The organism is Streptomyces sp. NPDC054783, from assembly GCF_053611725.1.
In genome coordinates this window covers 303842-328316 of sequence record NZ_JBSHAY010000006.1, presented here as the reverse complement: position 1 = coordinate 328316, position 24475 = coordinate 303842, and the positions used below count along the sequence as shown (strand labels likewise).

Genomic DNA, 24475 nt, shown 5'->3' with positions numbered 1-24475 from the left:
AAGATCGGCCAACCCCGTCGACGTGGGCTGTCAGTGAGACGAAGTACTCTTGAGCCCATGCCTGAACGCCGTACCGTCGCACTCGTCACACTCGGCTGCGCCCGTAACGAGGTGGACTCGGAGGAGCTCGCAGGCCGCTTGGAGGCGGACGGCTGGCAACTCGTCGAGGACGCCGCGGACGCAGACGTCGCCGTGGTCAACACCTGTGGCTTCGTCGAGGCCGCGAAGAAGGACTCCGTCGACGCCCTCCTCGAGGCCAACGACCTCAAGGACCATGGCAGAACCCAGGCCGTCGTGGCGGTGGGCTGCATGGCCGAGCGGTACGGCAAGGAGCTGGCCGAGGCGCTGCCCGAGGCCGACGGCGTACTCGGCTTCGACGACTACGCGGACATCTCCGACCGCCTGCAGACCATCCTGTCCGGCGGCATCCATGCCTCCCACACCCCGCGCGACCGCCGCAAGCTGCTCCCGATCAGCCCGGCAGAGCGGCAGGAGTCGGCCGCGTCCGTCGCCCTGCCCGGGCACGGCCCCGCCGACCTCCCGGAGGGCGTCGCGCCCGCCTCCGGCCCCCGTGCGCCCATGCGCCGCCGCCTCGACGGCTCCCCGGTCGCCTCGGTGAAGCTCGCCTCCGGCTGCGACCGGCGCTGCTCCTTCTGCGCCATCCCGTCCTTCCGGGGCTCCTTCATCTCCCGCCGCCCCAGCGACGTGCTGAACGAGACGCGGTGGCTGGCCGAGCAGGGCGTGAAGGAGATCATGCTGGTCTCCGAGAACAACACCTCCTACGGCAAGGACCTGGGCGACATCCGCCTGCTGGAGTCCCTGCTGCCCGAGCTGGCCGAGGTCGACGGCATCGAGCGGGTGCGGGTCAGCTACCTGCAGCCGGCCGAGATGCGCCCCGGCCTGATCGACGTACTGACCTCCACCCCGAAGGTCGTCCCGTACTTCGACCTGTCCTTCCAGCACTCCGCGCCCGGCGTGCTGCGCGCCATGCGCCGCTTCGGCGACACCGACCGCTTCCTGGAGCTGCTCGACACCATCCGCTCCAAGGCGCCCGAGGCCGGTGTGCGCTCCAACTTCATCGTCGGATTCCCCGGCGAGAGCGAGGCGGACCTGGCCGAGCTGGAGCGCTTCCTGAACGGCGCCCGCCTGGACGCCATCGGTGTCTTCGGCTACTCCGACGAGGAGGGCACGGAGGCGGCGACCTACGAGAACAAGCTCGACGAGGACGTCGTGGCCGAGCGCCTGGTGCGGGTGTCCCGGCTGGCCGAGGAACTCGTCTCGCAGCGCGCCGAGGAGCGCGTCGGTGACACCGTGCGCGTCCTGGTCGAGTCCGTCGACGAGGAAGAGGGCGTGTACGGCCGTGCCGCGCACCAGGCGCCCGAGACCGACGGCCAGGTCCTGCTCACGAGCGGCGCCGGCCTGAGCGTCGGACGTATCGTCGAGGCGAAGGTGGTCGGTACGGAGGGTGTCGACCTGGTGGCCGAGCCGCTGACCGGCTCGCTCGCGTGTAGTGAGGAGGCGGGCAGATGACCGGAGTCCCGGCATCCGCCGCGGGTGGCTCCTCCGGCGCGCACGGCGCCCGGGGTTCCGCCGCCGCTGCCGACGGCGCTCGGTCCGAGGTCTCCGGTTCTGCTCCAGGTCCCGACAGCGGCGGCAAGGCCCCGCGTGGCGGGAAGATCGCGGCCGCGGCCGTCAACCAGGCGAGCGTCTGGAACGTGGCCAATCTGCTGACCATGCTCCGGCTCGTCCTGGTGCCCGGCTTCGTGGCGCTGATGCTGGCGGACGGTGGCTACGACCCGGCCTGGCGCTCGCTGGCCTGGGCGGCCTTCGCCATCGCCATGATCACCGACCTGTTCGACGGGCATCTGGCGCGGACCTACAACCTGGTCACCGACTTCGGGAAGATCGCCGACCCCATCGCCGACAAGGCGATCATGGGGGCGGCGCTGATCTGTCTGTCGGCCCTGGGCGATCTGCCGTGGTGGGTGACGGCCGTGATCCTCGGCCGGGAACTCGGCATCACGCTGCTGCGTTTTCTTGTCATTCGCTATGGCGTGATCCCGGCCAGCCGTGGAGGCAAGCTGAAGACCCTCACCCAGGGGGTGGCGGTCGGGATGTATGTCCTGGCGCTGACGGGATGGCTGGCCACGCTGAGGTTCTGGGTGATGGCCGTGGCGGTCGTCCTCACCGTCGTCACCGGACTCGACTACGTAAGACAAGCCATTGTGCTGCGCAGGCGGGGAATCGCCGAGCGCGCGGCGGCGTTGGAGGAGAAGGAAGCGTGAGCTCGCAGGCCACCGAACTGGTGCGACTACTGACCGTGAGGGGCGAGACCCTCGCTGTCGCCGAGTCGCTCACGGGTGGTCTGGTGGCGGCGGAGATCACCTCGGTCCCCGGAGCGTCCAAGGTGTTCCGGGGCTCGGTCACCGCCTACGCCACCGAGCTGAAGCACGAGCTGCTCGGCGTCGACGCCGCCCTGCTCGCGCAGCGAGGAGCGGTGGATCCGCAGGTCGCGGGCGACATGGCGGCCGGCGTACGGAAGGCCCTGGGGGCCGACTGGGGCGTCGCGACCACCGGAGTCGCCGGCCCCGAACCACAGGACGGCAAGCCCGTCGGGACGGTCTTCGTGGCCGTCGACGGGCCGCTCACCGACCGCCCCGGTTGTGCCGGTGGCGGAAAAGTGGAGGCCCTGCGGTTGAACGGCAGCCGTGCGGAAATTCGTATGGAGAGTGTACGGAGCGTACTCGCAGTGCTCCTTGAGCAGCTTGCGGGCGAACAGACCGGTAATGAGCGGGCACAGGATACGGAACGGAACGGGGGGTTTTGATGTTTGCAGCCCTGAGTGAACACGACATCGCTCCCCGCACGGCCGCAGCGCGAGGCGGTACGGTGGGGCGAGAAGGATGCGGCTACGCGGTCCGAGGAGGGAGCCACCGATGATTCTGCTCCGTCGCCTGCTGGGTGACGTGCTGCGTCGGCAGCGCCAACGCCAGGGCCGTACTCTGCGCGAAGTCTCCTCGTCCGCCCGAGTCTCACTCGGCTATCTCTCCGAGGTGGAGCGGGGGCAGAAGGAGGCTTCCTCCGAGCTGCTCTCCGCCATCTGCGACGCGCTGGACGTACGGATGTCGGAACTCATGCGAGAAGTGAGCGATGAGCTGGCGCTCGCCGAACTGGCCCAGTCCGCCGCGGCCACCGAGCCCGTGCCCACGCCGGTCCGTCCGATGCTGGGTTCCGTCTCGGTGACCGGTGTGCCACCGGAACGGGTGACCATCAAGGCGCCCGCCGAGGCAGTGGACGTGGTCGCCGCGTGACGTACGCGTGCGCGGCTTAGCAAACGTGTGAAGCCCCGGCCGGGCTTCTCGGATGAACCCGAGAAGCCCGGACGGGGCTTTCGTTTTGCCGATCGTATGTGCGATATGCGTCACTTTTGTGCCCATTTGCCGGGCTCGGTCGGTGCGGTCATGGTGGAGGGACGTGACGGCGCCGAAGTACCGGAGGAAGCGGATGTACGTCGTGAAGAGCCCGTTGGCCGACGCGGACCTGAAGACCGTGTCCGAGGCGCTGCAGGGTGCCCTCGTCGACCTGGTGGACCTCTCCCTGGTCGCCAAGCAGATCCACTGGAACATCGTCGGACCCCGTTTCCGCTCCATCCACCTCCAGCTCGACGAGGTCGTCGCCTCCGCGCGCACCCACTCCGACACCGTGGCCGAGCGGGCCTCGGCCCTGGGCGTACCGCCGGACGGGCGCGCCGCCACCGTGGCCTCCGGCAGCGGCATCGGCACCATGTCGGCGGGCTGGATCAAGGACGGGGACGCGGTCGGGGCGATGGTGGAAGCGCTCGGCGCGGTGATCACCCGGATGCGGGAGCGGGTGGCGGCGACGGGGGAACCGGATCCGGTGACCCAGGACATCTTCATCGGGATCACGGCGGATCTGGAGAAGCACCACTGGATGTTCCAGGCCGAGAACGCGTGAGCGGTTCGGCCGGTGGCGGCTGCCGGTGCCCCTTCGGTGGAGGTGCCGGACTCGTCTTCGTGCACCGGTGAGCCCGAGATGCGCCTCCCGTGCGGTTCGGGCGGTGGTCTAGCGTCCCGCAGGAGGTGGTGGCGGCCATGGTGGGACGGATAGCGAGCTGGACGGTCGGGCTGGGGCTCGGAGCCCTGTGGTGGTGGGCCGTGCTGCGGATCACCCTGGGGCAGGGCGCGGGCGTGCTGGAAGGCGCCGTCGCAGCCGGCGGCTGGGGGCTCGGCCTGCTGCCCGTGCACTGCGTCCCCGAGGGGCAGGCCGTGGGGGCCGTGCCGAAGGGGCGCTGGGCGGCCGCCTGGCGGGCGGGGGACGCTACCAGGGCATCGCGACGCCCCCGTTCGGGCGAAGTATCTGGCCCGTGGTGAACGCCGAGGCGTCCGACGCCAGGTACAACACCGCGTGAGCGACGTCGTCCGGCTCGCCGACCCGGCCCAGCGGCGCCATCCGGGCCATCACGCCCTCGGTGTGCGCCTGCGCCTCGCGGTCGTGGCGGTAGGTCATCGGGGTGCGGATCCAGCCCGGCGCGATCGCGTTGACCCGGATGCCGTGCCGGCCGACCTCGGTGGCCAGCGTCTTGGTCAGCTGGACCACGGCCGCCTTCGCCACGCCGTAGCAGAGCAGCCCGGGCCCGCCGGTGTCGACCGCGCCGGAGGCCATGGTGACGATGCTGCCCCGCGTGTCACGGGCCAGCATCGAGCGGGCCGCCTCCTGGCAGGCGTACAGCACGCCCTTGAAGTTGACGTTCAGCACCCGGTCGAGATCCTCGTCGCGGGTCTCCAGCACGGGGCTGCTGTGCATGATCCCGGCGATCGCCGCCATCACGTCCAGGCGCTCGCAGGACTGGACGGCCTCGGCGAGCCGGGCCCGGTCGGTGACGTCCAGGACATGGGTACGGGCCGTGCCGCCGCGTTTCTCGATCAGCTCCGCCGTGCCCTGCAGGCCGTCCGGGTCCCGGTCGGCGCAGTGCACCGTCGCCCCCGCCTCGGCGAGCAGCACGGCGGAGGCCCGGCCGATACCGCCGGCGGCTCCGGTGACGAATGCGGTGCGTCCGGTGAGGTCGTACGCCGTGAGGGGCATGTAGCGACGGTACGAGCGTTTCTGACGGATCGTCAATTCCGGTGCGAGGACTGGCTCGGCGTGCGCGCATCGGCCGGGGTCGCGGGTGTCTCCGGGGTGCGGACCGGGTGTCGCCGGGGCGTCGGACGGGGTGACGACCGGGGCGCGGGGTGGCTCGGATCTCGGTCGCTTTGGTGTCGTCGGCTCTGGCGCCGTCGGCTCGAGTGTCGGCGGGCTCGGGTGTGGGAGGGCTCGGGTATCGGGTGGCTCGGGGCATCGGGCGGCTTGCGGTACAGGAGGGCTCGGGGTACTGGAGGGTGAGCGTCGGAGGCTTGGGTGCGCCTGACCGGGGTTGGGCGGGGGCGTGGATGTGGCGCGTGAGTGCGGGGCGGGGCGTCAAGTGGTGCGGCGGGGCCGGCGGTCTCGGCGGTGTTGCGGTGAGCCGGGGCCCGGGGCGGGGCCCGGCTGGCAGGTGGGGCACCAGTAGGTGGGGCGTTCCCGGGAGCCGTCGCCCTGGTCGGCCACGCGGACCGGGGTGTGGCAGCGCAGGCAGGGGCGGGGCGCGCGGCCGTAGACGAACAGGTCGTGCCGGTGCAGGCCCGTGGTCTGGCGGACCGGGCGGTCGCGATTCGCCTCCAGGAGTCTCTTGGCGAGCGCGGGCAGCTTCTCGGTGCGCTCCGCGGGCAGTGCGCCGACCGGCAGCCACGGGGTGACGCCCAGCAGGAAGCACAGCTCGCTCTTGTAGATGTTGCCGATGCCGGCGAGGTTGCGCTGGTCGAGCAGGGCCTCGCCGAGCGGGCGGGCGGGGTCGGCGAGGATGTTGGTGAGGGCGCGCTCGGGGTCCCAGTCCGGGCCGAGCAGGTCCGGGCCCAGGTGGCCGACGACCCGCTCCTCCTCGCTCGTGCGCAGCAACTCCAGGACCTGGAGCCGGTAGCCCACGGCCGTGCGGTCGGCGGTGCCGAGGATCGCCCGGATCTGGTGTGCCGGGCCGCCCCGCCAGCGCTCGCCGGTGCCGTACACCTTCCAGGTGCCCTCCATCCGCAGATGCGTGTGGAGGGTCAGGCCGCCCTCGAACCGGGTGAGCAGGTGTTTGCCGCGCGGGACCGTGCTGAGCACCGTACGACCCGTGAGGTCGACCGTGGCGTACTTCGGCACCCGGAAGTCGCTGCGGGTCAGCGCCTTGCCCGCGAGGGCCTCGTGCAGCCGCCTCGCAGCCTGCCAGACCGTGTCACCTTCGGGCATGGGTCAAGGGTGCCACGGGCAGCGCGTCAAGCGGCGGGGGACCTTGTCGATGTGCGGCTCCGCCGCGTGGGGCTGACCAGCCACGATGGTGCCGCAGGCAGACGACGGCGCATCGCGGCAGGTGCCCACATCGAGGCACTTGGCGGAGCGTCACGCTCTCAGCCGCAGGCCGCGCGGCGTGGCCACGAAGCCCGCTGCTTCGAGCAGGGTGCCTATGGGTGAGGTCAGGGCTTGGGCGCCGTTGATCCGCTCGACGGTGACCGTGCCGAGGGAGCCCGCGCGGGCCGCCGCGGCCAGGGCCTCCGCGGCCGTACGGAGACGGGCGTCGTCCGGGGCCGCGGTGTCCGGGCCGGCGGGCCAGGCCAGCAGGGTCTTGCCGCCGCGCTCCATGTACAGCGTCAGCTCGCCCTCCACCAGGACGACCAGCGAGCCCGCCTTGCGGCCCGGCTTGTGCCCGGCACCGGTCGGTGGCTCGGGCCAGGACAGTGCAGCGCCGTACGCGTTGGCGGGATCGGCCGCGGCGAGGACCACGGCACGCGGGTCGGGTGGGGTCGTGCCTGTACGACCGCTGCCGTACCCCCTGTGCACCGGTGAGCCGTAGGCGCCGGCCCCGCCTCCTCGGGGGCCGCCGTAGCCGGGGGAGGCGAAGGGGTCGGCGAGGTCGCGGGGCGAGACGTAGTCACCGGGGGCGGGCCGGGGGTCTGCCGGCGGCCAGGTGAAGTCGCCGTCGAGGCCGGGGTGGGTGAAGCCGCCGTCCGCCCCGTCGAAGGTGCCGGGGAGGGGGTGTTCGTGGGGCGCGCCGTCGCTGCCGCCGAACTCGTTCGGAAACGCCGGTGCGGCAAAGCCGTTCGAGGAACTCGGGAAGCCGTTCCCCGGAGCCGAGGCGGTCAGGCTCTCGCCGCGCTCGCGCGCGTTGGACACCGCGCGGAGCCGGTCCACCGCACCGTCCATGGCGAACTGGGCCGCGCCCAGGCCCTCGACCACATAGCCGCGCCGTGCCTGGCCACTCTCCTCGAAGGCGGACAGCACGCGGTACACCGCCGAGAAGCCGCCCTCGACCCCCTCCGCGGCGACCGCCCCCCGGGTGACCACGCCGTGCCGGTCCAGCAGGGTGCGGGCCAGCGCGTGCGCGCGCACGGTGGCCTCCGGCTCGGCCGCCGGGAGCAGGGACCAGCGGCCGGCGACCGTCGGCGGGCCCGTACGGGACGCGGTGCGTGCGGCCGCCGTCAGGGAGCCGTAGCGCCCGCGCGGGACGGCACGCTTGGCGCGGTGGGCGGTCGAACCCGCCGTACGGCCCGAGCCCAGCAGGGAGCGCATCGGCGCGAGGGTGTCGTTGGTCAGCCGGCCCGACCAGGCCAGGTCCCAGAGCGCGTCGGCCAGTTGGGGGTCGGTGACGTCGGGGTGGGTGGTGGCACGGACCTGATCGCCGATCTGGCGGAAGAACAAGCCATAGCCACCTGAGAGCGCGCCCAGGACGGACTGGTGCAGCGCGGTCAGCTCCAGCGGGTGGGGCGGCGGGAGCAGCAGCGGGGCCGCGTCCGCCAGATACAGGGAGACCCAGCCGTCCTTGCCGGGCAGAGCGCCCGCGCCGGCCCACACCACTTCGCCGGCCGCAGTCAGCTCGTCGAGCATCGAGGGTGTGTAGTTCGCCACGCGGGAGGGCAGGACCAGCTTCTCCAGGGCGGAGGCGGGCACCGAGGCGCCCTGCAACTGCTCGACGGCGCGCACCAGTCCGTCGATGCCGCGCAGACCGTGCCCTTTGCCGATGTGCTGCCACTGGGGCAGGAACTGGGCGAGCGCGGCCGGAGTCACGGGCTCCAGCTCATGGCGCAGGGCCGCCAGGGAGCGGCGGCGCAGGCGGCGCAGTACGGCCGCGTCACACCACTCCTGGCCGATGCCCGCCGGGTGGAACTCGCCCTGCACGACCCGGCCGTTCGCGGCGAGCCGCTGCAGGGCGCCCTCGGTGACCGCCACGCCCAGGCCGAAGCGGGCCGCCGCCGTGGCCGACGTGAACGGGCCGTGCGTGCGGGCGTACCGGGCGAGGAGATCGCCCAGCGGGTCCTTGACCGGCTCGGTGAAGGCCTCGGGCACGCCGACCGGCAGTGCCGTGCCGAGTGCGTCGCGTAGCCGGCCCGCGTCCTCGACCGCCGCCCAGTGGTCGGCGCCGGCGATGCGGACCTTGATGGCCCTGCGCGCGCCGGCCAGCTCGCGCGCCCACTGCGGATCCGCACCCCTCGCCACCAGCTCGGCGTCGGTGAGCGGGCCGAGCAGCCGCAGCACATCGGCCACGCCCTCCACGTCCTTCACCCGCCGGTCGTCGGTGAGCCACTGCAGCTCGCGCTCCAGCTCGGTCAGCACCTCGGCGTCGAGCAGTTCGCGCAGCTCCGCCTGGCCCAGCAGCTCGGCCAGCAGCCGGGAGTCCAGGGACAGCGCGGCGGCGCGACGCTCGGCCAGCGGGGAGTCGCCCTCGTACAGGAACTGGGCGACGTACCCGAACAGCAGGGAGCGGGCGAACGGGGACGGCTCCGGGGTGGTGACCTCGACCAGGCGGACCTTGCGGGACTCGATGTCGCCCATCAGCTCGACGAGTCCGGGGACGTCGAAGACGTCCTGGAGGCACTCGCGGACGGCCTCCAGGACGATCGGGAAGGAGCCGAACTCGCTGGCCACCTGGAGCAGTTGGGCCGCACGCTGGCGCTGCTGCCACAGCGGGGTGCGCTTGCCGGGGTTGCGGCGCGGCAGCAGCAGCGCGCGGGCGGCGCACTCGCGGAACCGGGAGGCGAACAGGGCGGAGCCGCCGACCTGGTCGGTGACGATCTGATCGACATCGCCCTTGTCGAAGCCGACGTCCGCCGCGCCGACGGGCGCCTGGTCGCTGTCGTACTCCGTGCCGGCCTTCATGGGCTCCTGGTCGAGCAGGTCCAGGCCCATCAGGTCGGCGTCGGGCAGGCGCAGCACGATGCCGTCGTCGGCGTGCATGACCTGCGCGTCCATGCCGTACCGCTCGGACAGGCGGGCGCCGAGCGCGAGGGCCCAGGGGGCGTGCACCTGGGCGCCGAAGGGGGAGTGGACGACGACCCGCCAGTCGCCGAGCTCGTCGCGGAAGCGCTCCACGACGATCGTGCGGTCGTCCGGGACATGGCCGCAGGCCTCGCGCTGCTCGTCCAGATACGACAGCACGTTGTCCGCCGCCCAGGCGTCGAGGCCCGCCGCCAGCAGCCGCAGCCGGGCGTCGTCCCTGGACAGCGCGCCGACCTCACGCAGGAACGCGCCCACCGCGCGGCCCAGTTCGAGCGGGCGGCCCAGCTGGTCGCCCTTCCAGAAGGGCAGCCGGCCCGGCACGCCGGGCGCGGGGGAGACCAGGACCCGGTCGCGCGTGATGTCCTCGATGCGCCATGAACTCGTGCCCAGTGTGAAGACGTCGCCCACACGGGACTCGTAGACCATCTCCTCGTCCAGCTCGCCGACCCGGCCGCCGCCCTTCTTGGGGTCGGCACCGGCGAGGAAGACGCCGAAGAGGCCCCGGTCGGGGATCGTGCCGCCGGAGGTCACGGCGAGGCGCTGGGCGCCCGGGCGGCCGGTGATCTCGCCGGTCACGCGGTCCCAGACCACGCGCGGGCGGAGCTCTGCGAAGGCGTCGGACGGATAGCGGCCCGCGAGCATGTCGAGGACCGCCGTGAACGCCGACTCGGGCAGCGATGCGAAAGGTGCCGCACGGCGGACCATGGCGAGCAGGTCGTCGAACTGCCAGGTGTCCAGCGCCGTCATCGCGACCAACTGCTGTGCGAGCACGTCGAGCGGGTTGGCGGGCACCTTCAGGGACTCGATCGAGCCCGAGCGCATCCGCTCGGTGACCACCGCGGCCTGGACGAGGTCTCCACGGTACTTGGGGAAGACGACACCGGTGGAGACGGCGCCCACCTGGTGCCCCGCGCGGCCGACGCGCTGCAGCCCGGAGGCGACCGACGGCGGGGACTCGACCTGCACGACCAGGTCGACAGCGCCCATGTCGATGCCGAGCTCCAGGCTGGACGTGGCGACCACGGCGGGCAACCGGCCCGCCTTCAGGTCCTCCTCGACCAGGGCGCGCTGCTCCTTGGAGACCGAGCCGTGGTGCGCCCGGGCGATCACCGGTGGCGCGCCCTGTGCCGCGCCCGAGCCGCCCATCAGCTGGGCCGGGGCGTGGTGTTCGTCCAGGGTCTCGCCGGTCGCCCGCTCGTAGGCGATCTCGTTGAGCCGGTTGCACAGCCGCTCGGCGAGGCGCCGGGAGTTGGCGAACACGATGGTGGAGCGGTGGGACTGGACCAGGTCGGCGATCCGCTCCTCCACATGCGGCCAGATCGACGGCCGCTCCGCGCCCTCGGCCGCGTCCGCCGCCGGGGAGCCGCCCAGCTCGCCCATGTCCTCGACCGGGACGACCACGGACAGGTCGAACTCCTTGCCGGACTCCGGCTGGACGATCTCGACCTTGCGGCGCGGCGAGAGGTACCGGGCCACCTCGTCCACCGGGCGGACGGTCGCCGACAGGCCGATCCGGCGGGCCGGCTTCGGCAGTAGTTCGTCCAGCCGCTCCAGGGAGAGCGCGAGATGGGCGCCGCGCTTGGTGCCCGCGACCGCGTGCACCTCGTCCAGGATCACGGTCTCCACGCCCGTGAGCGCATCGCGCGTGGCCGAGGTCAGCATCAGGAACAGCGACTCGGGGGTGGTGATCAGGATGTCCGGCGGGCGGGTGGACAGGGCGCGCCGCTCGGCCGCCGGGGTGTCGCCGGAGCGGATGCCGACCCTGACCTCGGGCTCGGGCAGGCCCAGACGCACGGACTCCTGGCGGATGCCGGTCAGCGGACTGCGGAGGTTGCGCTCGACGTCGACCGCCAGGGCCTTCAGCGGGGACACGTAGAGCACCCGGCAGCGTTTCCTGGGGTCGGCCGGGGGCGGGGCCGAGGCCAGCTGGTCCAGGGCGGCGAGGAACGCGGCCAGCGTCTTGCCCGAGCCGGTCGGGGCCACCACCAGCACGTCCGAGCCCGCACCGATGGCCCGCCACGCGCCGGCCTGGGCCGCGGTGGGCGCGGAGAACGCCCCCGTGAACCAGCCGCGGGTCGCGGGGGAGAAGCCGTCGAGGGCTCGGTGTGCGGAGCTGACCATGGGTCCATCCTGCACCCGGCCACTGACAATCGCGCTGACCTGGTCAAACGCCTTGCGGCGGGGGCGGGCTGCAGCCGGGCGCGGGGAGTGAGGTGATGGCCGCTGTGGGTGGTGGTGTTTGTGGGGCATGAGCGGTGGACGTGGGCGGTGGTGCGAATACGAGCGGTGGTGGTGTGGGGCGTGAGCGGTGCTGGCTGCGGGAGGGGTGCGGGGAGCCGACGGTGGTGGCTGCGGTCGTGTGGCGGCGAGCGGGCCGAGGGTGGGGACGGGCCGAGAGCGGGCACGGGCCGAGAGTGGGCGCGGGCCGAGGCTGGGCGTCGGGCGGTGGGCGGAGAATGGGCGTATGGCGGGTGCGGCTCGGCGAGGCGAGGAACGGACGGCTGAGGGGACGGATGGGCGTCGGCCGGTGGAGCGTGCGCGGCACTGGCGGTACGACGACCTGCCGGGCGTGGACCTGCTGCGGGCCCGGTACATCCACAAGACCTTCGTCCGGCACACGCACGAGCACTTCGTGATCGCGGCCATAGCCGACGGCGTCGAGGTCTTCCACCACCGCGGCTCCGACGTGTCCGCGGGCGCGGGAGCCCTCGCTCTGGTCAACCCGGACACCGCGCACACCGGCCGCGCCGGCGTCCCCGAGGGCTGGCGGTACGGCGCGGTCTACCCCTCACCCGAGGTGGTCGCCGCGATCGCGGCCGAGACCACCACCATCCGGGGCACACCGGGCTTCGTCAGCCCCGTCCTCGACGACCCCTACACCGTCCGCCTGGTCCACCAGGTGCTGCGCGCCGCCGAGGAGGGCAACGCGCTGGCTGCCGACACCCTGCTGCGGGTCGCCGTGACCAGGCTGCTGCGGCTGAACGGCGGCCCTCTGCCGCAGCGGCCGGTCCGCACGGCCGGAGCCGGTGTCGCGGCACGCGCGCGTGCGGTTTTGGACGAGCGGATGGCCGAGCCGCCGACCCTGGAACGCCTGGCCGGCGACCTCGGCACCAGCTCGTTCGCGCTGCTGCGGGCGTTCCGTGAGGCCTACGGCATGCCGCCGCACGCCTGGCTGACCGACGCCCGGGTGCGCCGCGCGCGACTCCTGCTGGATGCGGGGTCACCTCCAGCCGAGGCGGCGGTGGCCGTCGGCTTCACCGACCAGCCGCACCTCAACCGGCACTTCACCCGGATCGTCGGCGTGCCCCCGGGGGCCTACCAGCGTGAGCGCAGGAACGCGGGAGAGCCGCGGAACGTGCGCGGGCGCAAGAACGTACAAGACCCGGGGTGAGGGCCGTACGTACCGTCCGGGGCGTGGCACAGCAGACAGCAATCGCGCACATGACCGCCGACGGTACGGACAAACCTGACCGGGCCGTCGTACGGGACGCCCTCGGGGTCGGCGTCGCCGTGGGCCTGTCCGGATTCGCCTTCGGGGTGACCTCGGCCGGCAGTGGGCTCGGCCTGCTCCAGAGCTGCGCGCTCAGCCTCCTGGTCTTCACCGGCGCCTCCCAGTTCGCCCTGGTCGGAGCGCTCGCCGCCGGAGGCAGTCCGTTCACGGCGGCCGCCGGCGCCTTCTTCCTCGGCGTGCGCAACGCCTTCTACGGGCTGCGGCTGTCGCAGCTGCTCGCCCTCCCGCGCGCGGTACGGCCGTTCGCCGCCCAGTGGGTGATCGACGAAACCACGGCGGTCACCCTGGCCCAGCCGACCCGGCGCGCCCGGCGGATCGGCTTCACCGTCACCGGGCTCACGCTGTATGCGCTCTGGAACCTCACCACGCTGCTCGGCGCGCTCGGCGCCAAGGCCATCGGCGACACGCGCACGTGGGGCCTGGACGCGGCCGGACCCGCCGTGTTCCTGGCGCTGCTCGCGCCGATGCTGAGGACGACCACCGAGCGCGCGGTCGCGGGCCTGGCGGTCCTGCTGGGCCTCGGTCTGCTGCCCGTCCTGCCGGCCGGCGTCCCGGTCCTGGTGGCGGCCCTGGCGGCACCGGTCGCCCTCGTCGCCGAGGGCCGTCGAAGGCCGCGCGGCCCGCAGGGCGAGCCAGAGACCGGATCGGACGGCGGCGCCGTGGCGGAGGGAGACCGGTGAACACCTGGATCGCGATCGGCTTGACCGCCGTCGGCTGCTATGCCGTCAAGCTCGCCGGGCTGCTGGTGCCCGCGGGCGCCATGGAGCGGCCGTTCGTACGGCGGCTCGCCGCCCTGCTGCCCGTCGCCCTCCTCGCCGCGCTCACGGCTCAGCAGACGTTCGCCGACGGGCACGGGCTAGTGCTGGACGCACGGGTCGCGGGGCTCGGCGCGGCCGCTGTGGCGCTGGTACTGCGCGCACCGTTCCTGCTGGTCGTCGCGGCGGCCGTGGTGGTGACGGCGGGTGTACGGGCTCTCGGCGGGTGACGCGTCACCGGCGCAGACCGGCACGGCTGCAGACCGGCACGGCTCAGGCGCCGGTTCCGCGCGCGTACCGGTCGGTTTCTTGGCCGCGCGGGATGCGATCACCCGCCGTACGCCATGGCTCAGCCCACGAAACGGCCGTACGCCCGCAGGGTGCGCAGTGCCTCGATCGTCACCAGGGGACGTGCCTCCAGTGCTGGCGCCGGTGCCCACCGGCGCCAGCGGATCGGCCAGCCGCCGTCGTCCTGCTGCTCGGCGGCCAGGTGGTCCAGGGAACATGCCATCTCGTCGTCCGTGAACCACGCGCGCGCGAGTGACTCCGGCGTCCTGGCGAAGTCGTGCGGGAAGTGGTGCTCGCCCGGGGCGTAGCCGGACGCGACCGGGTACGCATCGAGCCGGTCCGGCTCCAGGGCCGCGAGCCGCTGCTCCCGCACCAGGCGGCCGAGCCGGTCCGCGGCGGCCTCCGCGCGCGAGCGGTCGGGAGCGGAGTCGAGGAAGGCCACGGCGGCCTCCACCTCGTACGGGTGGGACTTCTCCAGGGACTCCACGGCCTGCCAGCAGAAGTCGGTGGCCCGGAACAGCCAGGCGTGCCACACCTCGTTGCGGTGGAGCAGCCCCACCACCGGTCCTGTGGCGAGCAGTTCGCTGGGAGGGTCGTCGACGACCGGGACGAACGGTGCCACCGGATACCCGCGCTGGCTGGGATGGATCGCCGGCAGTGCGCCGTCCGCGGTGGAGACCGAGGTCAGATAGCGGCACACGCGCTCGACCCGCTGCCCGCCGCAGCGCCCGATGGCATCCAGGACGCCAAGCGCGTGCGCGGTGTGCAGGGGCTGGCTCACGGGGCCGCGCAGGTCGGGCTCCAGCGCGTGCCCGTACCCGCCGTCGTCATTGCGGTAGGCGTCCAGCGCCGCTTCCACCGCGTCCGGGGTGCCGTGCAGGAAGTGGTACGCGAAGAGGCGCTGCTCCAGCACGCGCGCGGTGAACCATACGAACTGCTCGGCGCGGAAGAGCGGGGAGCGCGCCGGGGGCGTGGAGGGGAGTGGGGAAACTCCTGTGTCGGCCATGCGTCAGACCGTAGGACGGAAAGCGGTCTCGGCAAGCGGTCCCGGCCGGGGCCCACCCCCAGGGGCGGGATACTGGAGTCATGCGGTTGACGGTCTTCTGGCAGCGGATGGCGGAACACTTCGGTCCGGGGTACGCCGACACCTTCGCGCGCGATCACGTCATGTCGGAGCTGGGCGGGCGCACGGTGTACGAGGCGCTGCACGACGGCTGGGACGCGAAGGACGTGTGGCGCGTGGTCTGCACGGTCATGGACGTGCCGGGCGAGCGGCACTGACGCGCTGCCCGAAACATCTAGATTCGTCCGTGAGGAGATCGGCTGTACGGCACCGATCGGTCACGAAGATCGCAGGTGGGCGCGGGTTGTCGGTGGCATGGGCGAGACTTGGCCCGTGGCACCCACTGACGAGGACAACAGGCCGCTGACCCGGGACGCGGCACCGACCGGCACGACACCGTCCGAGCGGCCCACGGCCTCCGACACCGTCGCCGCGGGCGGCCGCATGCCGCGGTGGCTGCCGCGCGCCATGGTGCTCGCGCTCGCGCTGATCGCCGCGTTCCAGCTCGGCAGCTGGGCCTTCCACCAGCTGACCGGGCTGTTGATCAACGTATTGATCGCGTTCTTCCTGGCCCTCGCGATCGAGCCCGCGGTGAGCCGGATGGCCGCCCGCGGTGTGCGCCGGGGGATGGCCACCTTCCTGGTCTTCTTCGGATTGACGGTCGCCGTCGCCGGGTTCGTCACCCTGCTCGGCTCCATGCTGGCCGGCCAGATCATCAAGATGGTCGAGGGCTTCCCCAACTACCTTGACTCGCTCATCAACTGGATCAATGAGAGCTTCCACACCGAGCTCCGGCGCGTGGACGTCCAGGAGGGCCTGCTCCACTCCGACTGGCTGCGCAAGTACGCGCAGAACAGCGCCGCCGGTGTCCTCGACGTCTCCGCGCAGGTGCTCGGCGGGCTGTTCCAACTGCTGACGGTGGGGCTGTTCTCCTTCTACTTCGCGGCCGACGGCCCCCGGCTGCGCCGCGCCCTGTGCTCCGTCCTGCCGCCCGCACGCCAGGCGGAGGTGCTGCGCGCCTGGGAGATCGCCGTCGACAAGACCGGCGGCTATCTCTACTCGCGCGGCCTCATGGCGCTCATCTCCGGCGTCGCCCACTACATCCTGCTCCAGGCCCTCGGTGTGCCGTACGCGCCTGTGCTCGGCGTCTGGGTGGGCCTGGTCTCCCAGTTCATCCCGACCATCGGCACCTACCTCGCCGGTGCGCTGCCGATGCTGATCGCGTTCACCGTCGACCCCTGGTACGCGGTGTGGGTGCTGGTCTTCGTGGTGGTCTACCAGCAGTTCGAGAACTACATGCTCCAGCCCAAGCTGACCGCCAGGACGGTCGACATCCACCCCGCGGTCGCCTTCGGCTCGGTCATCGCCGGCACCGCGCTGCTGGGCGCCGTCGGCGCGCTGATCGCCATCCCGGCGGTGGCCACCCTGCAGGCATTCCTCGGAGCGTATGTGAAGCGGTACGCCGTCACGGACGACCCCAGGGTGCACGGGCACCGCGGCCGGGGCCCGGGCGGTCCCGGAGGGCTGGCACGCATATTCCGGCCGCGGGCCGGCCAGCCCGAGCCGGAGGAGTCGTCGTAGACCGGTGCGCCTCGGAGGCGGGCGCCGCAGGCCGGTGACGGGAGAGAAGAGCTGGTGGGCCGGTGGCAGGAGAAGACCGTGGTGGGCCGGTGCCGCCTCGGTCCTGTCATCGGTACGTGAGCACTGCCCACACTCCCGCTGCGGCGACGGCCGTCGTGTAACAGCCGACCGCCGTGGCCACGATCCGCCGGCGTGTCCCTTCGCCCCAGTGCGAGCGGGAGAGCAGCCAGGCCAGCGCGGGCAGGACGAGGACGGCGTGCAGACTCACGCCGTGCAGGGGCTTGAGCGGGGCCGTCGAGTGGTAGGCGGCCTCCTGGTGACCGGTCCGGGTCAGTACGACCCCGCGCGCGATCATCGCGGCCCCGGAGGCCAGCGCCACCAGCAGGATCGCGAACCCGGAACGCACGGCGAGCGGCATGCCGGCCGGGCCTGTCGGCCGGTGCCGGAAGGACGCGACGGCGAACACCGTGAGCAGGGCGACCAGGACACCGCCGCCCACCGCGAGCGTCATGGACACCGCCGTGTCGAAGGGGGACTCCATGTTCAGGTGCGAGGGCACCCGGCGCCACGCCTGGAGGGTGATCCCGCCGACCTCCACCACGCAGTCGGCGGCGAAGACGAGCAGCAGGGACGAGCGCAGCCGGGGGCCGACGCGCAGATACGACGTGACCCAGGTGATCGCGATCAGCGTCAGCCCGAAGGAGAGCCCGAAGGTGACGGGCTTGCGCCAGGAGACGGGTCCGAACCACGGGCCCCCGTCGACCGCGAACACCCCCAGGTGCACGAGACCGGACAGGACGAGGAGCAGCCCGGTCGCATGACAGAGGCGGTCGACGGCGCGCGGATTCTTCATGGGCCAAGGCTCGCGGGAGCGGCCCGCCCGGTCGTCGTCCGTCCGAAGACACCCGCCGTACGCCGCCGGCAGTAGCGGCGCCGGGTGTTGAGGCACAGGTCCCGGGCGCCGTGTGGTGCGCTTGACACCAAAATCGAACATCCATTCTCATGGAGGCTCAGGCGAGGCTTCGTGCAGTGGATTTCGTCCCGTTCTGCGGGAAGAAGTCCCATGGTTATCCACAGGCTGGACCTGCGTCGGGGCGCATTGTCAGTGGCAGGCGTTAGCGTCTTTGACGTGAAGCGATCGACTCAAGCAAACCGGGTGGAACCCATGGCAGGAACCGACCGCGAGAAGGCGCTCGACGCCGCGCTCGCGCAGATTGAACGGCAATTCGGCAAGGGCGCGGTCATGCGCATGGGCGAGCGGTCGAGGGAGCCCATCGAGGTCATCCCGACCGGGTCGACCGCGCTCGACGTCGCCCTCGGCGTCGGTGGCCTGCCGCGCGGCCGTGTCGTCGAGATCTACGGCCCGGAGTCCTCGGGTAAGACGACCCTGACCCTGCACGCCGTGGCCAACGCCCAGAAGGCCGGCGGCCAGGTCGCCTTCGTGGACGCGGAGCACGCCCTCGACCCCGAGTACGCGCGCAAGCTCGGCGTCGACATCGACAACCTGATCCTCTCCCAGCCCGACAACGGCGAGCAGGCCCTGGAGATCGTGGACATGCTCGTCCGCTCCGGCGCTCTCGACCTCATCGTCATCGACTCCGTCGCCGCGCTCGTCCCGCGCGCGGAGATCGAGGGCGAGATGGGCGACAGCCACGTCGGTCTCCAGGCCCGGCTGATGAGCCAGGCCCTGCGGAAGATCACCAGCGCGCTCAACCAGTCGAAGACCACCGCGATCTTCATCAACCAGCTCCGCGAGAAGATCGGCGTGATGTTCGGCTCCCCGGAGACCACGACCGGTGGACGCGCGCTGAAGTTCTACGCCTCGGTGCGTATCGACATCCGCCGCATCGAGACCCTGAAGGACGGCACGGAGGCGGTCGGCAACCGCACCCGCTGCAAGGTCGTGAAGAACAAGGTCGCCCCGCCCTTCAAGCAGGCCGAGTTCGACATCCTCTACGGCCAGGGCATCAGCCGCGAGGGCGGCCTGATCGACATGGGCGTGGAGCACGGCTTCGTCCGCAAGGCCGGCGCCTGGTACACGTACGAGGGCGACCAGCTCGGCCAGGGCAAGGAGAACGCGCGCAACTTCCTCAAGGACAACCCCGACCTGGCCAACGAGATCGAGAAGAAGATCAAGGAGAAGCTGGGCGTCGGCGTCCGGCCGGAGGAGCCCGCCACCGAGCCCGGCGCGGACGCTGCGGTCGCCACCGCTGCCGCCGACGACGCCAAGACGGTGCCCGCCCCGGCAGCCGCCAAGGCCACCAAGCCCAAGGCCGCCGCAGCCAAGAGCTGACCGTGACACGACGAACCGACTGGGCCGAGTACGAGTACGTCACCCCCGGTGCCCCACGGGGGAGGGGCACCGGGGGCCACCCGGCCTCCGCCCCGGGCGGTGGCGACGGATACCCGGACGACGGTTACCAGGGTCACGACGGGCACGACGAGTACCACGGCACCGGTGAATACGGGGATGCCGGCGCTGCCCACCCGGGCGACACGGGCGACGAGCCGTACGGGGATGGTTCGCCCGGCCGCGGCTCCCGCGGTGGCGTCGGCCCGCGGGGCGGCCGGGGGCGCGGCCGGCGGCGGCGCGGCTTCGGGGACGCGCCCGGTGAGGAGGACGAAGGCCCCTCTGCCTCGTCGAGGGCCGAGCGGGGGGAGTCTTCAGGGGACCCGGCTGAGCGGGCACGGGCGATCTGCCTGCGCCTGCTCACCGGGACCCCGCGCACCCGCAAGCAACTCGCGGACGCCCTGCGCAAGCGGGAGATCCCCGAGGACGTCGCCGAGGAGGTGCTGTCGCGGTTCGAGGAGGTCGGGCTGATCGACGACAGCGCGTTCGCGGACGCCTGGGTGGAGTCCCGGCACCACGGCCGGGGACTCGCGCGCCGGGCACTCGCCCAGGAGCTGCGCACCAAGGGGGTCGACTCGGCGCTGATCGACGAGGCCGTCTCCCAGCTCGACTCCGAGCAGGAGGAGACGACGGCCCGCGAACTCGTGGCCCGTAAGCTGCGCGCCACCCGTGGCCTCGACCGTGACAAACGGCTCCGCCGCCTCGCCGGCATGCTCGCCCGCAAGGGCTACCCCGAGGGCATGGCCCTCCGCGTAGTCCGTCAGGCCCTGGAGGAAGAGGGCGAGGACACGGAGTTCCTCGGCGAAGGGGACTACTGAGTCCGGCGAAGGGGACGTCCGAGTCTTCGGCGCGCAGGGCGGGGAGGTCGCCGGGTGCTTCCAACCTTCCGCGTCCGCAGCGGAGTTGACGCTCGCCGACGACGCCGGGCGACCACAGCGCTCAGCTCGCCACGCGCGGGCGAGTACGCACCCCAGACTTCCCGGGGCGTTCCTGGTCAGGGCGACGCCGGCTCCACCGGGAGGCCCTCCGTCCGCCAGGCTTGGAAGCCACCGACCAGGTCCGTCGTCCGGTGCAGCCCGAGCTGGTGGAGGGAGGCGGCGGCGAGGCTGGAGGCGTAGCCCTCGTTGCAGATCACCACGACGCGCAGGTCGTGGCCGGTGGCCTCGGGGACGCGGTGGCTGCCCTGGGGATCGAGGCGCCACTCCAGTTCGTTGCGCTCGATGACGAGAGCGCCGGGGATCAGCCCGTCGCGCTCGCGCAAGGCCGCGTACCGGATGTCGACCAGCAGCGCCTCACCCGTCCGCGCAGCCTCGTGCGCCTCCCGTGCCTCGATGCGCCGGTAGCCCGCGCGCACCCGCTCCAACAACTCGTCGATACCGACCGGTGATTGACCGTTGGTGCCGCTCACTGCCAGTCCTCCGGGCGTTCGACCTGCTCCAGGCGCAGGACCTGACCGCTGCGACCGTATCGACGGATGCGCGGCAGGGGCGGGTAGTAGGCATGCACGGAGATCGCGTGCTGGATGCGGGACTCGTTGAAGACCTCGTGGACATGGTGGCGGCCGAAGGCACGGCCCTCGCCTGCGGGCAGCCGTCGTTCGCGGTCCACGCCCTCGCTGAGTTCCAGGGTCTTCCAGCCGTCGGTCGGCAGCCGGGCGGCGAGCGAGTTCTCCTTGAGTACGCCCGAGGCGGTGAGGAACGCGCCGACCGAGTCGGCGTGGTCGTGCCAGCCGGTGCCGGTGCCGGGCGGCCAGCCGATCAGCCATGCCTCGCTGCCGCCCGGACCTTTCAGCCGCACCCAGGTGCGGCCCTCCGGGTCGAGTGGAAGGGAGCCGATCAGCTCGGCGTCGGCGGCCGTACGCCGTGCGAAGTCGAGGAGGTCCGCCTGGGTGGGCGCCGAGCCGACGGCAGGGGACACGGAAGCAGAGGTGACAGACACGTACACCGTCCTGAAGCCTGAAGAGGGTTCGCGGAACGGGCGCACACCGTGGCGCCCGGAAAGGAAGGAGGATGCGAATTCAGCAGGACGGGCGACACACGCAGCCCGCGTAGCGGACGAGGTCCATGTGGACCCTCCGCCACAGGCGCACGCAGGTGTCGGTCATGGTCCGGAGTACAACATGCCGGTGTACTCCGGTCAACTCACCGTCACCATGTGGACAGAGGGTGACTGCCCTCGGGTCAGCGGACCCCGGAGGCCGCCTGCGCCTCCTCCTTGGCCGGGCCGCCCACCGCCGCCTCCGCCGCCGCGTAGAGGTCGGCCGGACGGACGCCGCTCAGCGCGGTGACCAGGTGGCCGTCGGGGCGTACGAGCAGCACGCTGTGCGCGGGTGCGCCTGGGTAACTCTCGGCGACCAGCAGCTCGGCGGGGTACGGCAGGGCGGTCACGGCCGCCGCGAGCCGGGGCATCACTCCGGCCGAGACCCAGTGCTTGCGGTCCCACACTCCCGTGCCGGGCGCGATCAGTACGACGAGGAGGGCACCGCGGCCGAGCCGATCGCGCAGTTGCACGAAGGAACCATCCTCCGCGGTGACCCGTACGTCGGTGACGGGTGCGCCGCGCGGGGTGTCGACCGGGATCTCGCCCTCCAGATGCCGGGGCGGCGCGAGCGGCGACTCGGCGTACGCCGCCGGCGCGCTCAGTGGCCCGCGCCCAAGGTGGCCTTCCGCGAGCAGCGTGTCGTGGCCCCGCGCCGCACCGGGCATGATCTGGCGCAGCCCGCCGGAGCCGCGCAGCATCGGCAGCACCTGGTCGGCCGCGCGCAGCCGGCCCGCGACCACCGCGCGCCGCTCGGCCTGGTAACTGTCCAGCAGCGCCTCACGCGGGCCGTGGTGCCAGGCCGTGGCCAGCTTCCAGGCAAGGTTGTCGGCGTCCCTGAGCCCCTCGTCCAGCCCCTGGGTGCCGAGCGCGCCCAGCAGATGGGCCGCGTCCCCGGCGAGGAAGACCCGGCCGACGCGCCACCGGCGGGCCAGCCGGTGGTGCACCGTGTGCACACCGGTGTCGAGCAGGTCGTACACCGGTGTGGGGCCGTCCGCCCAGCCCGCGAGCGTCTCGCGGATCCGGGCCACCAGGATCTCGGGCGTGACCAGGTCCTTGCCGGGGGGCAGCAGCCAGTCCAGGCGCCACACGCCGTCCGGGAGGGGGCGGGCGGCCACCTCCCCGGCCGAGGGCCCGGACTGCCGCCACGGTGGCGTCCGATGGAGCAACGCCCGGCCCTCCCACGGAAGTTCCACGCGCAGCGCGGCCACCGCGTGCCGCTCCACCGCCGTACGGCCCGGGAAGCGGATGTCCTGGAGTTTGCGCACCGTGGAGCGCGGTCCGTCGCAGCCGACCAGGTAACTGCCGCGCCACCAGGTGCTGTTCGCGCCCCGGGTGTGCGCGGTGACGCCGGAACGCTCCTGCTCGATGGAGTCCAGACGGCTGTCCACCGCCACCTTCACCAGCGGCTCGTCGGTGATGGCCGTGCGCAGGGCGCCCGTGAGGATGTGCTGGGCGATGTGCAGCGGCGCGGCGGGGTCCGCCTCCTCGAAGGTGCACTCGCTCATCACCTGCTTGCGCCTGAGAGACCGCCATCCGGCCCAGCGCGTGCCCTGCTCACCGAGCGCCACCCCGGCCAGCCGCTCCAGCAGGGCGGCCGTGTCCTCGCGCAGTACGACGGTGCGCGCCGGGCGGGGTTCGTCCTTGCCGGGGCCCTCGTCCAGGACGACGGACGGCACCTCCTGGCGGGCCAGCGCCAGGGCGAGCGTGAGCCCGACCGGCCCCGCTCCGACGATGATCACCGGGTCCATGACGCGGCGCCCCCTGCCCGTGACGATGCCCTGACGGAGACAAGTGAACAGGAAGGGGGAGCGGGGTGCACGATCACACAACGTATGCAACCCATTGGCAGAGTTTGCGTCAAGCGAACGGAGGCAGTGGCGATCACGCCACTGCCTCCGGGGGATGCTTTCGGCTCTGACCGGGTGTCAGGCGGCGGTTCCCGTTCCCGCGTGGCCCGCGATACCCACGGTGTCCTCGACCGTGAGCACCGCCCCGGTCGACTTCTTGCCGCGTCGCAGCCGGCCCTCCAGCCAGCTCGCGAACGAGGTCAGGGAGAAGTTGATGACCACGAAGATCACGGCCACCACCGTCAGCGAGGCGATCATGTTGCCGTAGTAGCCGGCCATCGTGTTGGCCGAGGCCATCAGTTCGGGGAAGGTGAGGACCGCGCCGCCGAGGGCGGTGTCCTTCACGATGACCACCAACTGGCTGACGATGGCCGGGAGCATGGCGGTGACCGACTGCGGCAGCAGGATGAGCCGCATCATCTGCCCCTTGCGCAGGCCGATCGCCAGGGCCGCCTCGGACTGTCCCTTCGGCAGGGCGAGGATGCCCGCGCGGACGATCTCCGCGAGCACCGACGCGTTGTACAGCACCAGTCCGGTGACGACCGCGTAGAACGGACGGTCGTCCGAACTGACGTCGGTGTACTGGGCGAAGAGCGCGAGCCCGAAGATCATCAGGACCAGGACGGGGATCGCGCGGAAGAACTCGATCACGATCGTGGCCGGGACGCGCACCCACAGGTGGTCCGAGAGCCGGGCGATACCGAGGACGGCACCGAGCGGAAGCGCGACGACCATCGCCAGGGCCGCCGCTTCCAGGGTCTTCTGCAGACCGGGCCAGATGTACGTCGTGTACGCCTCGGTGCCGCTGAAGAAGGGCTTCCACAGTGCCCAGGCCAGCTGTCCCTTGTCGTCGAACGACTTGTACACCCACCATGCGGCGGCCGCGAGGGCGATCAGGAAGACCGCCGTGTACAGGACGTTGCGCCGCTTGGCGCGGGGTCCCTGGACGTCGTACAGGACCGAGCTCATCGCTTCACCGCCACCTTCTTGCCCACCCAGCCGAGGATCAGACCGGTCGGCAGGGTCAGGCACACGAACCCGAAGGCGATGACCGCGGAGATCGCCAGCAGCTCCGCCTCGTTCTCGATCATCTTCTTCATCAGGAAGGCCGCCTCCGCCACGCCGATCGCGGCCGCGACCGTCGTGTTCTTCGTCAGCGCGATCAGTACGTTGGTCAGCGGACCGACGGCCGCGCGGAGGGCCTGCGGCAGCACGACCAGCCGCAGCACCTGGGGAAAACTCAGGCCGATGGCCCGCGCCGCCTCCGCCTGTCCGACCGGCACCGTGTTGATGCCGGCCCGGATCGCCTCGCACACGAAGGCCGCGGTGTAGACGATCAGACCGAGCACGGCCAGCCGGAAGTTGATCGTGTCGAAGTCTTTTGCACCGAGGCTGACGCCCAGATTCTGGTTCAGGCCGAGGGAGGAGAAGAGGATGATCACCGTGAGTGGGATGTTCCGCACGATGTTCACGTAGGCGGTGCCGAAACCGCGCATCAGCGGTACCGGGCCCACCCGCATGGCGGCCAGCAGAGTGCCCCAGACCAGGGAGCCCACGGCCGACAGCAGCGTGAGCTGCACCGTCGTCCAGAAGGCGCCCAGCACGTCGTACTTGTCAAGAAAGTCGAACACGATCTCCCGCGCTTCCGCGTGTAGGGATGCCCCGGTGCGCCGCCGTGTTCAGAGGCGGCACACC

At 72.2% G+C, this 24475-nt stretch carries 24 protein-coding genes; 13 read left to right on the top strand and 11 right to left on the bottom strand.

What is annotated here, in order from left to right; all coding sequences use genetic code 11:
* Positions 1-57 precede the first annotated feature (57 nt).
* From rimO to ACWGJ5_RS14590, 6 genes are all read left to right on the top strand, one after another.
* Positions 58-1530, top strand: a complete 1473-nt coding sequence (gene rimO / locus ACWGJ5_RS14615; RefSeq protein WP_453310080.1) for a 30S ribosomal protein S12 methylthiotransferase RimO — start codon at positions 58-60, stop codon at positions 1528-1530.
* A complete protein-coding gene (pgsA, locus tag ACWGJ5_RS14610; RefSeq protein ID WP_453310079.1) occupies positions 1527-2285 on the top strand; it encodes a CDP-diacylglycerol--glycerol-3-phosphate 3-phosphatidyltransferase in 759 nt (252 codons plus the stop codon). Before rimO ends, pgsA begins: the two co-directional genes overlap by 4 nt.
* The gene (locus ACWGJ5_RS14605) at positions 2282-2827 is read left to right on the top strand and encodes a CinA family protein (protein ID WP_228616815.1); all 546 of its coding nucleotides are present in this window, start codon (positions 2282-2284) and stop codon (positions 2825-2827) included. The genes pgsA and ACWGJ5_RS14605 overlap by 4 nt, the downstream gene beginning before the upstream one ends.
* Positions 2828-2936: 109 nt before the next feature.
* Positions 2937-3311 carry a helix-turn-helix domain-containing protein gene (locus tag ACWGJ5_RS14600; protein WP_030178264.1) on the top strand — a complete coding sequence of 125 codons (375 nt, stop codon included), beginning with the start codon at positions 2937-2939 and terminating at the stop codon, positions 3309-3311.
* A 193-nt stretch (positions 3312-3504) separates the two neighbouring features.
* Entirely contained in the window at positions 3505-3975 is a 471-nt protein-coding gene (locus tag ACWGJ5_RS14595) for a Dps family protein (protein ID WP_453310091.1), read from the top strand.
* Positions 3976-4112: 137 nt separating this feature from the next.
* Positions 4113-4391 carry a hypothetical protein gene (locus ACWGJ5_RS14590; protein ID WP_453310078.1) on the top strand — a complete coding sequence of 93 codons (279 nt, stop codon included), beginning with the start codon at positions 4113-4115 and terminating at the stop codon, positions 4389-4391.
* Here the strand turns inward: ACWGJ5_RS14590 and ACWGJ5_RS14585 are convergent.
* The 3 genes from ACWGJ5_RS14585 to ACWGJ5_RS14575 all read right to left on the bottom strand — a co-directional run bounded on the left by ACWGJ5_RS14585 (position 4339) and on the right by ACWGJ5_RS14575 (position 11466).
* A complete protein-coding gene (locus tag ACWGJ5_RS14585; RefSeq protein WP_453310077.1) occupies positions 4339-5103 on the bottom strand; it encodes an SDR family NAD(P)-dependent oxidoreductase in 765 nt (254 codons plus the stop codon). The genes ACWGJ5_RS14590 and ACWGJ5_RS14585 overlap by 53 nt on opposite strands.
* Positions 5104-5478: 375 nt before the next feature.
* Positions 5479-6324, bottom strand: a complete 846-nt coding sequence (locus tag ACWGJ5_RS14580; RefSeq protein ID WP_453310076.1) for an Fpg/Nei family DNA glycosylase — start codon at positions 6322-6324, stop codon at positions 5479-5481.
* 150 nt (positions 6325-6474) lie between these two features.
* Positions 6475-11466 (bottom strand): ATP-dependent helicase, encoded by a 4992-nt coding sequence (locus ACWGJ5_RS14575; RefSeq protein WP_453310075.1) that lies wholly within the window; start codon positions 11464-11466, stop codon positions 6475-6477.
* 406 nt (positions 11467-11872) lie between these two features.
* On the opposite strand from ACWGJ5_RS14575, the gene ACWGJ5_RS14570 reads away from it, so the two are divergent.
* Genes ACWGJ5_RS14570 through ACWGJ5_RS14560 form a run of 3 tightly spaced genes read left to right on the top strand, consistent with a single transcriptional unit; the run spans position 11873 to position 13841 of the window.
* Complete coding sequence (locus ACWGJ5_RS14570; RefSeq protein WP_453310074.1) at positions 11873-12736, top strand: AraC family transcriptional regulator; 864 nt, start codon at positions 11873-11875, stop codon at positions 12734-12736.
* Between the two features lie 23 nt (positions 12737-12759).
* On the top strand, positions 12760-13536 hold the full coding sequence (locus ACWGJ5_RS14565; RefSeq protein WP_453310073.1) for an AzlC family ABC transporter permease: 777 nt from the start codon (positions 12760-12762) through the stop codon (positions 13534-13536).
* Positions 13533-13841, top strand: coding sequence for an AzlD domain-containing protein (locus ACWGJ5_RS14560; protein WP_453310072.1), 309 nt, complete (start codon positions 13533-13535; stop codon positions 13839-13841). Before ACWGJ5_RS14565 ends, ACWGJ5_RS14560 begins: the two co-directional genes overlap by 4 nt.
* 119 nt (positions 13842-13960) lie before the next feature.
* On the opposite strand, the gene ACWGJ5_RS14555 is transcribed toward ACWGJ5_RS14560, so the two are convergent.
* Positions 13961-14905, bottom strand: coding sequence for a hypothetical protein (locus ACWGJ5_RS14555; RefSeq protein WP_453310071.1), 945 nt, complete (start codon positions 14903-14905; stop codon positions 13961-13963).
* 80 nt (positions 14906-14985) lie between these two features.
* On the opposite strand from ACWGJ5_RS14555, the gene ACWGJ5_RS14550 reads away from it, so the two are divergent.
* Both ACWGJ5_RS14550 and ACWGJ5_RS14545 read left to right on the top strand, forming a co-directional pair.
* Positions 14986-15180, top strand: coding sequence for a DUF3046 domain-containing protein (locus ACWGJ5_RS14550; protein WP_453310070.1), 195 nt, complete (start codon positions 14986-14988; stop codon positions 15178-15180).
* A gap of 115 nt (positions 15181-15295) precedes the next feature.
* On the top strand, positions 15296-16543 hold the full coding sequence (locus ACWGJ5_RS14545; RefSeq protein ID WP_453310069.1) for an AI-2E family transporter: 1248 nt from the start codon (positions 15296-15298) through the stop codon (positions 16541-16543).
* A 106-nt stretch (positions 16544-16649) separates the two neighbouring features.
* Here the strand turns inward: ACWGJ5_RS14545 and ACWGJ5_RS14540 are convergent, their stop codons facing one another.
* A complete protein-coding gene (locus tag ACWGJ5_RS14540) occupies positions 16650-17396 on the bottom strand; it encodes a hypothetical protein (protein ID WP_453310068.1) in 747 nt (248 codons plus the stop codon).
* Positions 17397-17708: 312 nt separating this feature from the next.
* On the opposite strand from ACWGJ5_RS14540, the gene recA reads away from it, so the two are divergent.
* Both recA and recX read left to right on the top strand, forming a co-directional pair.
* Complete coding sequence (gene recA / locus ACWGJ5_RS14535; protein ID WP_453310067.1) at positions 17709-18836, top strand: recombinase RecA; 1128 nt, start codon at positions 17709-17711, stop codon at positions 18834-18836.
* Positions 18837-18838: 2 nt separating this feature from the next.
* Positions 18839-19711 carry a recombination regulator RecX gene (recX, locus tag ACWGJ5_RS14530; protein ID WP_453310066.1) on the top strand — a complete coding sequence of 291 codons (873 nt, stop codon included), beginning with the start codon at positions 18839-18841 and terminating at the stop codon, positions 19709-19711.
* 176 nt (positions 19712-19887) lie between these two features.
* Here recX and ACWGJ5_RS14525 read toward each other — a convergent pair whose 3' ends face one another.
* The 6 genes from ACWGJ5_RS14525 to ACWGJ5_RS14500 all read right to left on the bottom strand — a co-directional run bounded on the left by ACWGJ5_RS14525 (position 19888) and on the right by ACWGJ5_RS14500 (position 24411).
* On the bottom strand, positions 19888-20301 hold the full coding sequence (locus ACWGJ5_RS14525) for a rhodanese-like domain-containing protein (protein WP_453310065.1): 414 nt from the start codon (positions 20299-20301) through the stop codon (positions 19888-19890).
* On the bottom strand, positions 20298-20831 hold the full coding sequence (locus ACWGJ5_RS14520) for a cysteine dioxygenase (RefSeq protein WP_453310064.1): 534 nt from the start codon (positions 20829-20831) through the stop codon (positions 20298-20300). The genes ACWGJ5_RS14525 and ACWGJ5_RS14520 overlap by 4 nt, the downstream gene beginning before the upstream one ends.
* A 79-nt stretch (positions 20832-20910) precedes the next feature.
* Complete coding sequence (locus ACWGJ5_RS14515) at positions 20911-20997, bottom strand: putative leader peptide (RefSeq protein WP_313960178.1); 87 nt, start codon at positions 20995-20997, stop codon at positions 20911-20913.
* A gap of 76 nt (positions 20998-21073) precedes the next feature.
* Positions 21074-22681, bottom strand: a complete 1608-nt coding sequence (locus ACWGJ5_RS14510; RefSeq protein WP_453310063.1) for an FAD-dependent monooxygenase — start codon at positions 22679-22681, stop codon at positions 21074-21076.
* A 177-nt stretch (positions 22682-22858) separates the two neighbouring features.
* Positions 22859-23749 (bottom strand): amino acid ABC transporter permease, encoded by an 891-nt coding sequence (locus ACWGJ5_RS14505; RefSeq protein ID WP_453310062.1) that lies wholly within the window; start codon positions 23747-23749, stop codon positions 22859-22861.
* Entirely contained in the window at positions 23746-24411 is a 666-nt protein-coding gene (locus ACWGJ5_RS14500; protein WP_453310061.1) for an amino acid ABC transporter permease, read from the bottom strand. The genes ACWGJ5_RS14505 and ACWGJ5_RS14500 overlap by 4 nt, the downstream gene beginning before the upstream one ends.
* Positions 24412-24475: the final 64 nt, after the last annotated feature.

What these genes read in the sequence shown, in the direction of transcription:
- rimO (WP_453310080.1), top strand. Translation starts at nt 58, where the DNA reads ATGCCTGAACGCCGTACCGTCGCACTCGTCACACTCGGCTGCGCCCGT.
- pgsA (WP_453310079.1), top strand. Translation starts at nt 1,527, where the DNA reads ATGACCGGAGTCCCGGCATCCGCCGCGGGTGGCTCCTCCGGCGCGCAC.
- ACWGJ5_RS14600 (WP_030178264.1), top strand. Translation starts at nt 2,937, where the DNA reads ATGATTCTGCTCCGTCGCCTGCTGGGTGACGTGCTGCGTCGGCAGCGC.
- ACWGJ5_RS14595 (WP_453310091.1), top strand. Translation starts at nt 3,505, where the DNA reads ATGTACGTCGTGAAGAGCCCGTTGGCCGACGCGGACCTGAAGACCGTG.
- ACWGJ5_RS14590 (WP_453310078.1), top strand. Translation starts at nt 4,113, where the DNA reads ATGGTGGGACGGATAGCGAGCTGGACGGTCGGGCTGGGGCTCGGAGCC.
- ACWGJ5_RS14585 (WP_453310077.1), bottom strand. Translation starts at nt 5,103, where the DNA reads ATGCCCCTCACGGCGTACGACCTCACCGGACGCACCGCATTCGTCACC.
- ACWGJ5_RS14580 (WP_453310076.1), bottom strand. Translation starts at nt 6,324, where the DNA reads ATGCCCGAAGGTGACACGGTCTGGCAGGCTGCGAGGCGGCTGCACGAG.
- ACWGJ5_RS14575 (WP_453310075.1), bottom strand. Translation starts at nt 11,466, where the DNA reads ATGGTCAGCTCCGCACACCGAGCCCTCGACGGCTTCTCCCCCGCGACC.
- ACWGJ5_RS14555 (WP_453310071.1), bottom strand. Translation starts at nt 14,905, where the DNA reads ATGGCCGACACAGGAGTTTCCCCACTCCCCTCCACGCCCCCGGCGCGC.
- ACWGJ5_RS14550 (WP_453310070.1), top strand. Translation starts at nt 14,986, where the DNA reads ATGCGGTTGACGGTCTTCTGGCAGCGGATGGCGGAACACTTCGGTCCG.
- ACWGJ5_RS14540 (WP_453310068.1), bottom strand. Translation starts at nt 17,396, where the DNA reads ATGAAGAATCCGCGCGCCGTCGACCGCCTCTGTCATGCGACCGGGCTG.
- recA (WP_453310067.1), top strand. Translation starts at nt 17,709, where the DNA reads ATGGCAGGAACCGACCGCGAGAAGGCGCTCGACGCCGCGCTCGCGCAG.
- ACWGJ5_RS14515 (WP_313960178.1), bottom strand. Translation starts at nt 20,997, where the DNA reads ATGACCGACACCTGCGTGCGCCTGTGGCGGAGGGTCCACATGGACCTC.
- ACWGJ5_RS14510 (WP_453310063.1), bottom strand. Translation starts at nt 22,681, where the DNA reads ATGGACCCGGTGATCATCGTCGGAGCGGGGCCGGTCGGGCTCACGCTC.
- ACWGJ5_RS14505 (WP_453310062.1), bottom strand. Translation starts at nt 23,749, where the DNA reads ATGAGCTCGGTCCTGTACGACGTCCAGGGACCCCGCGCCAAGCGGCGC.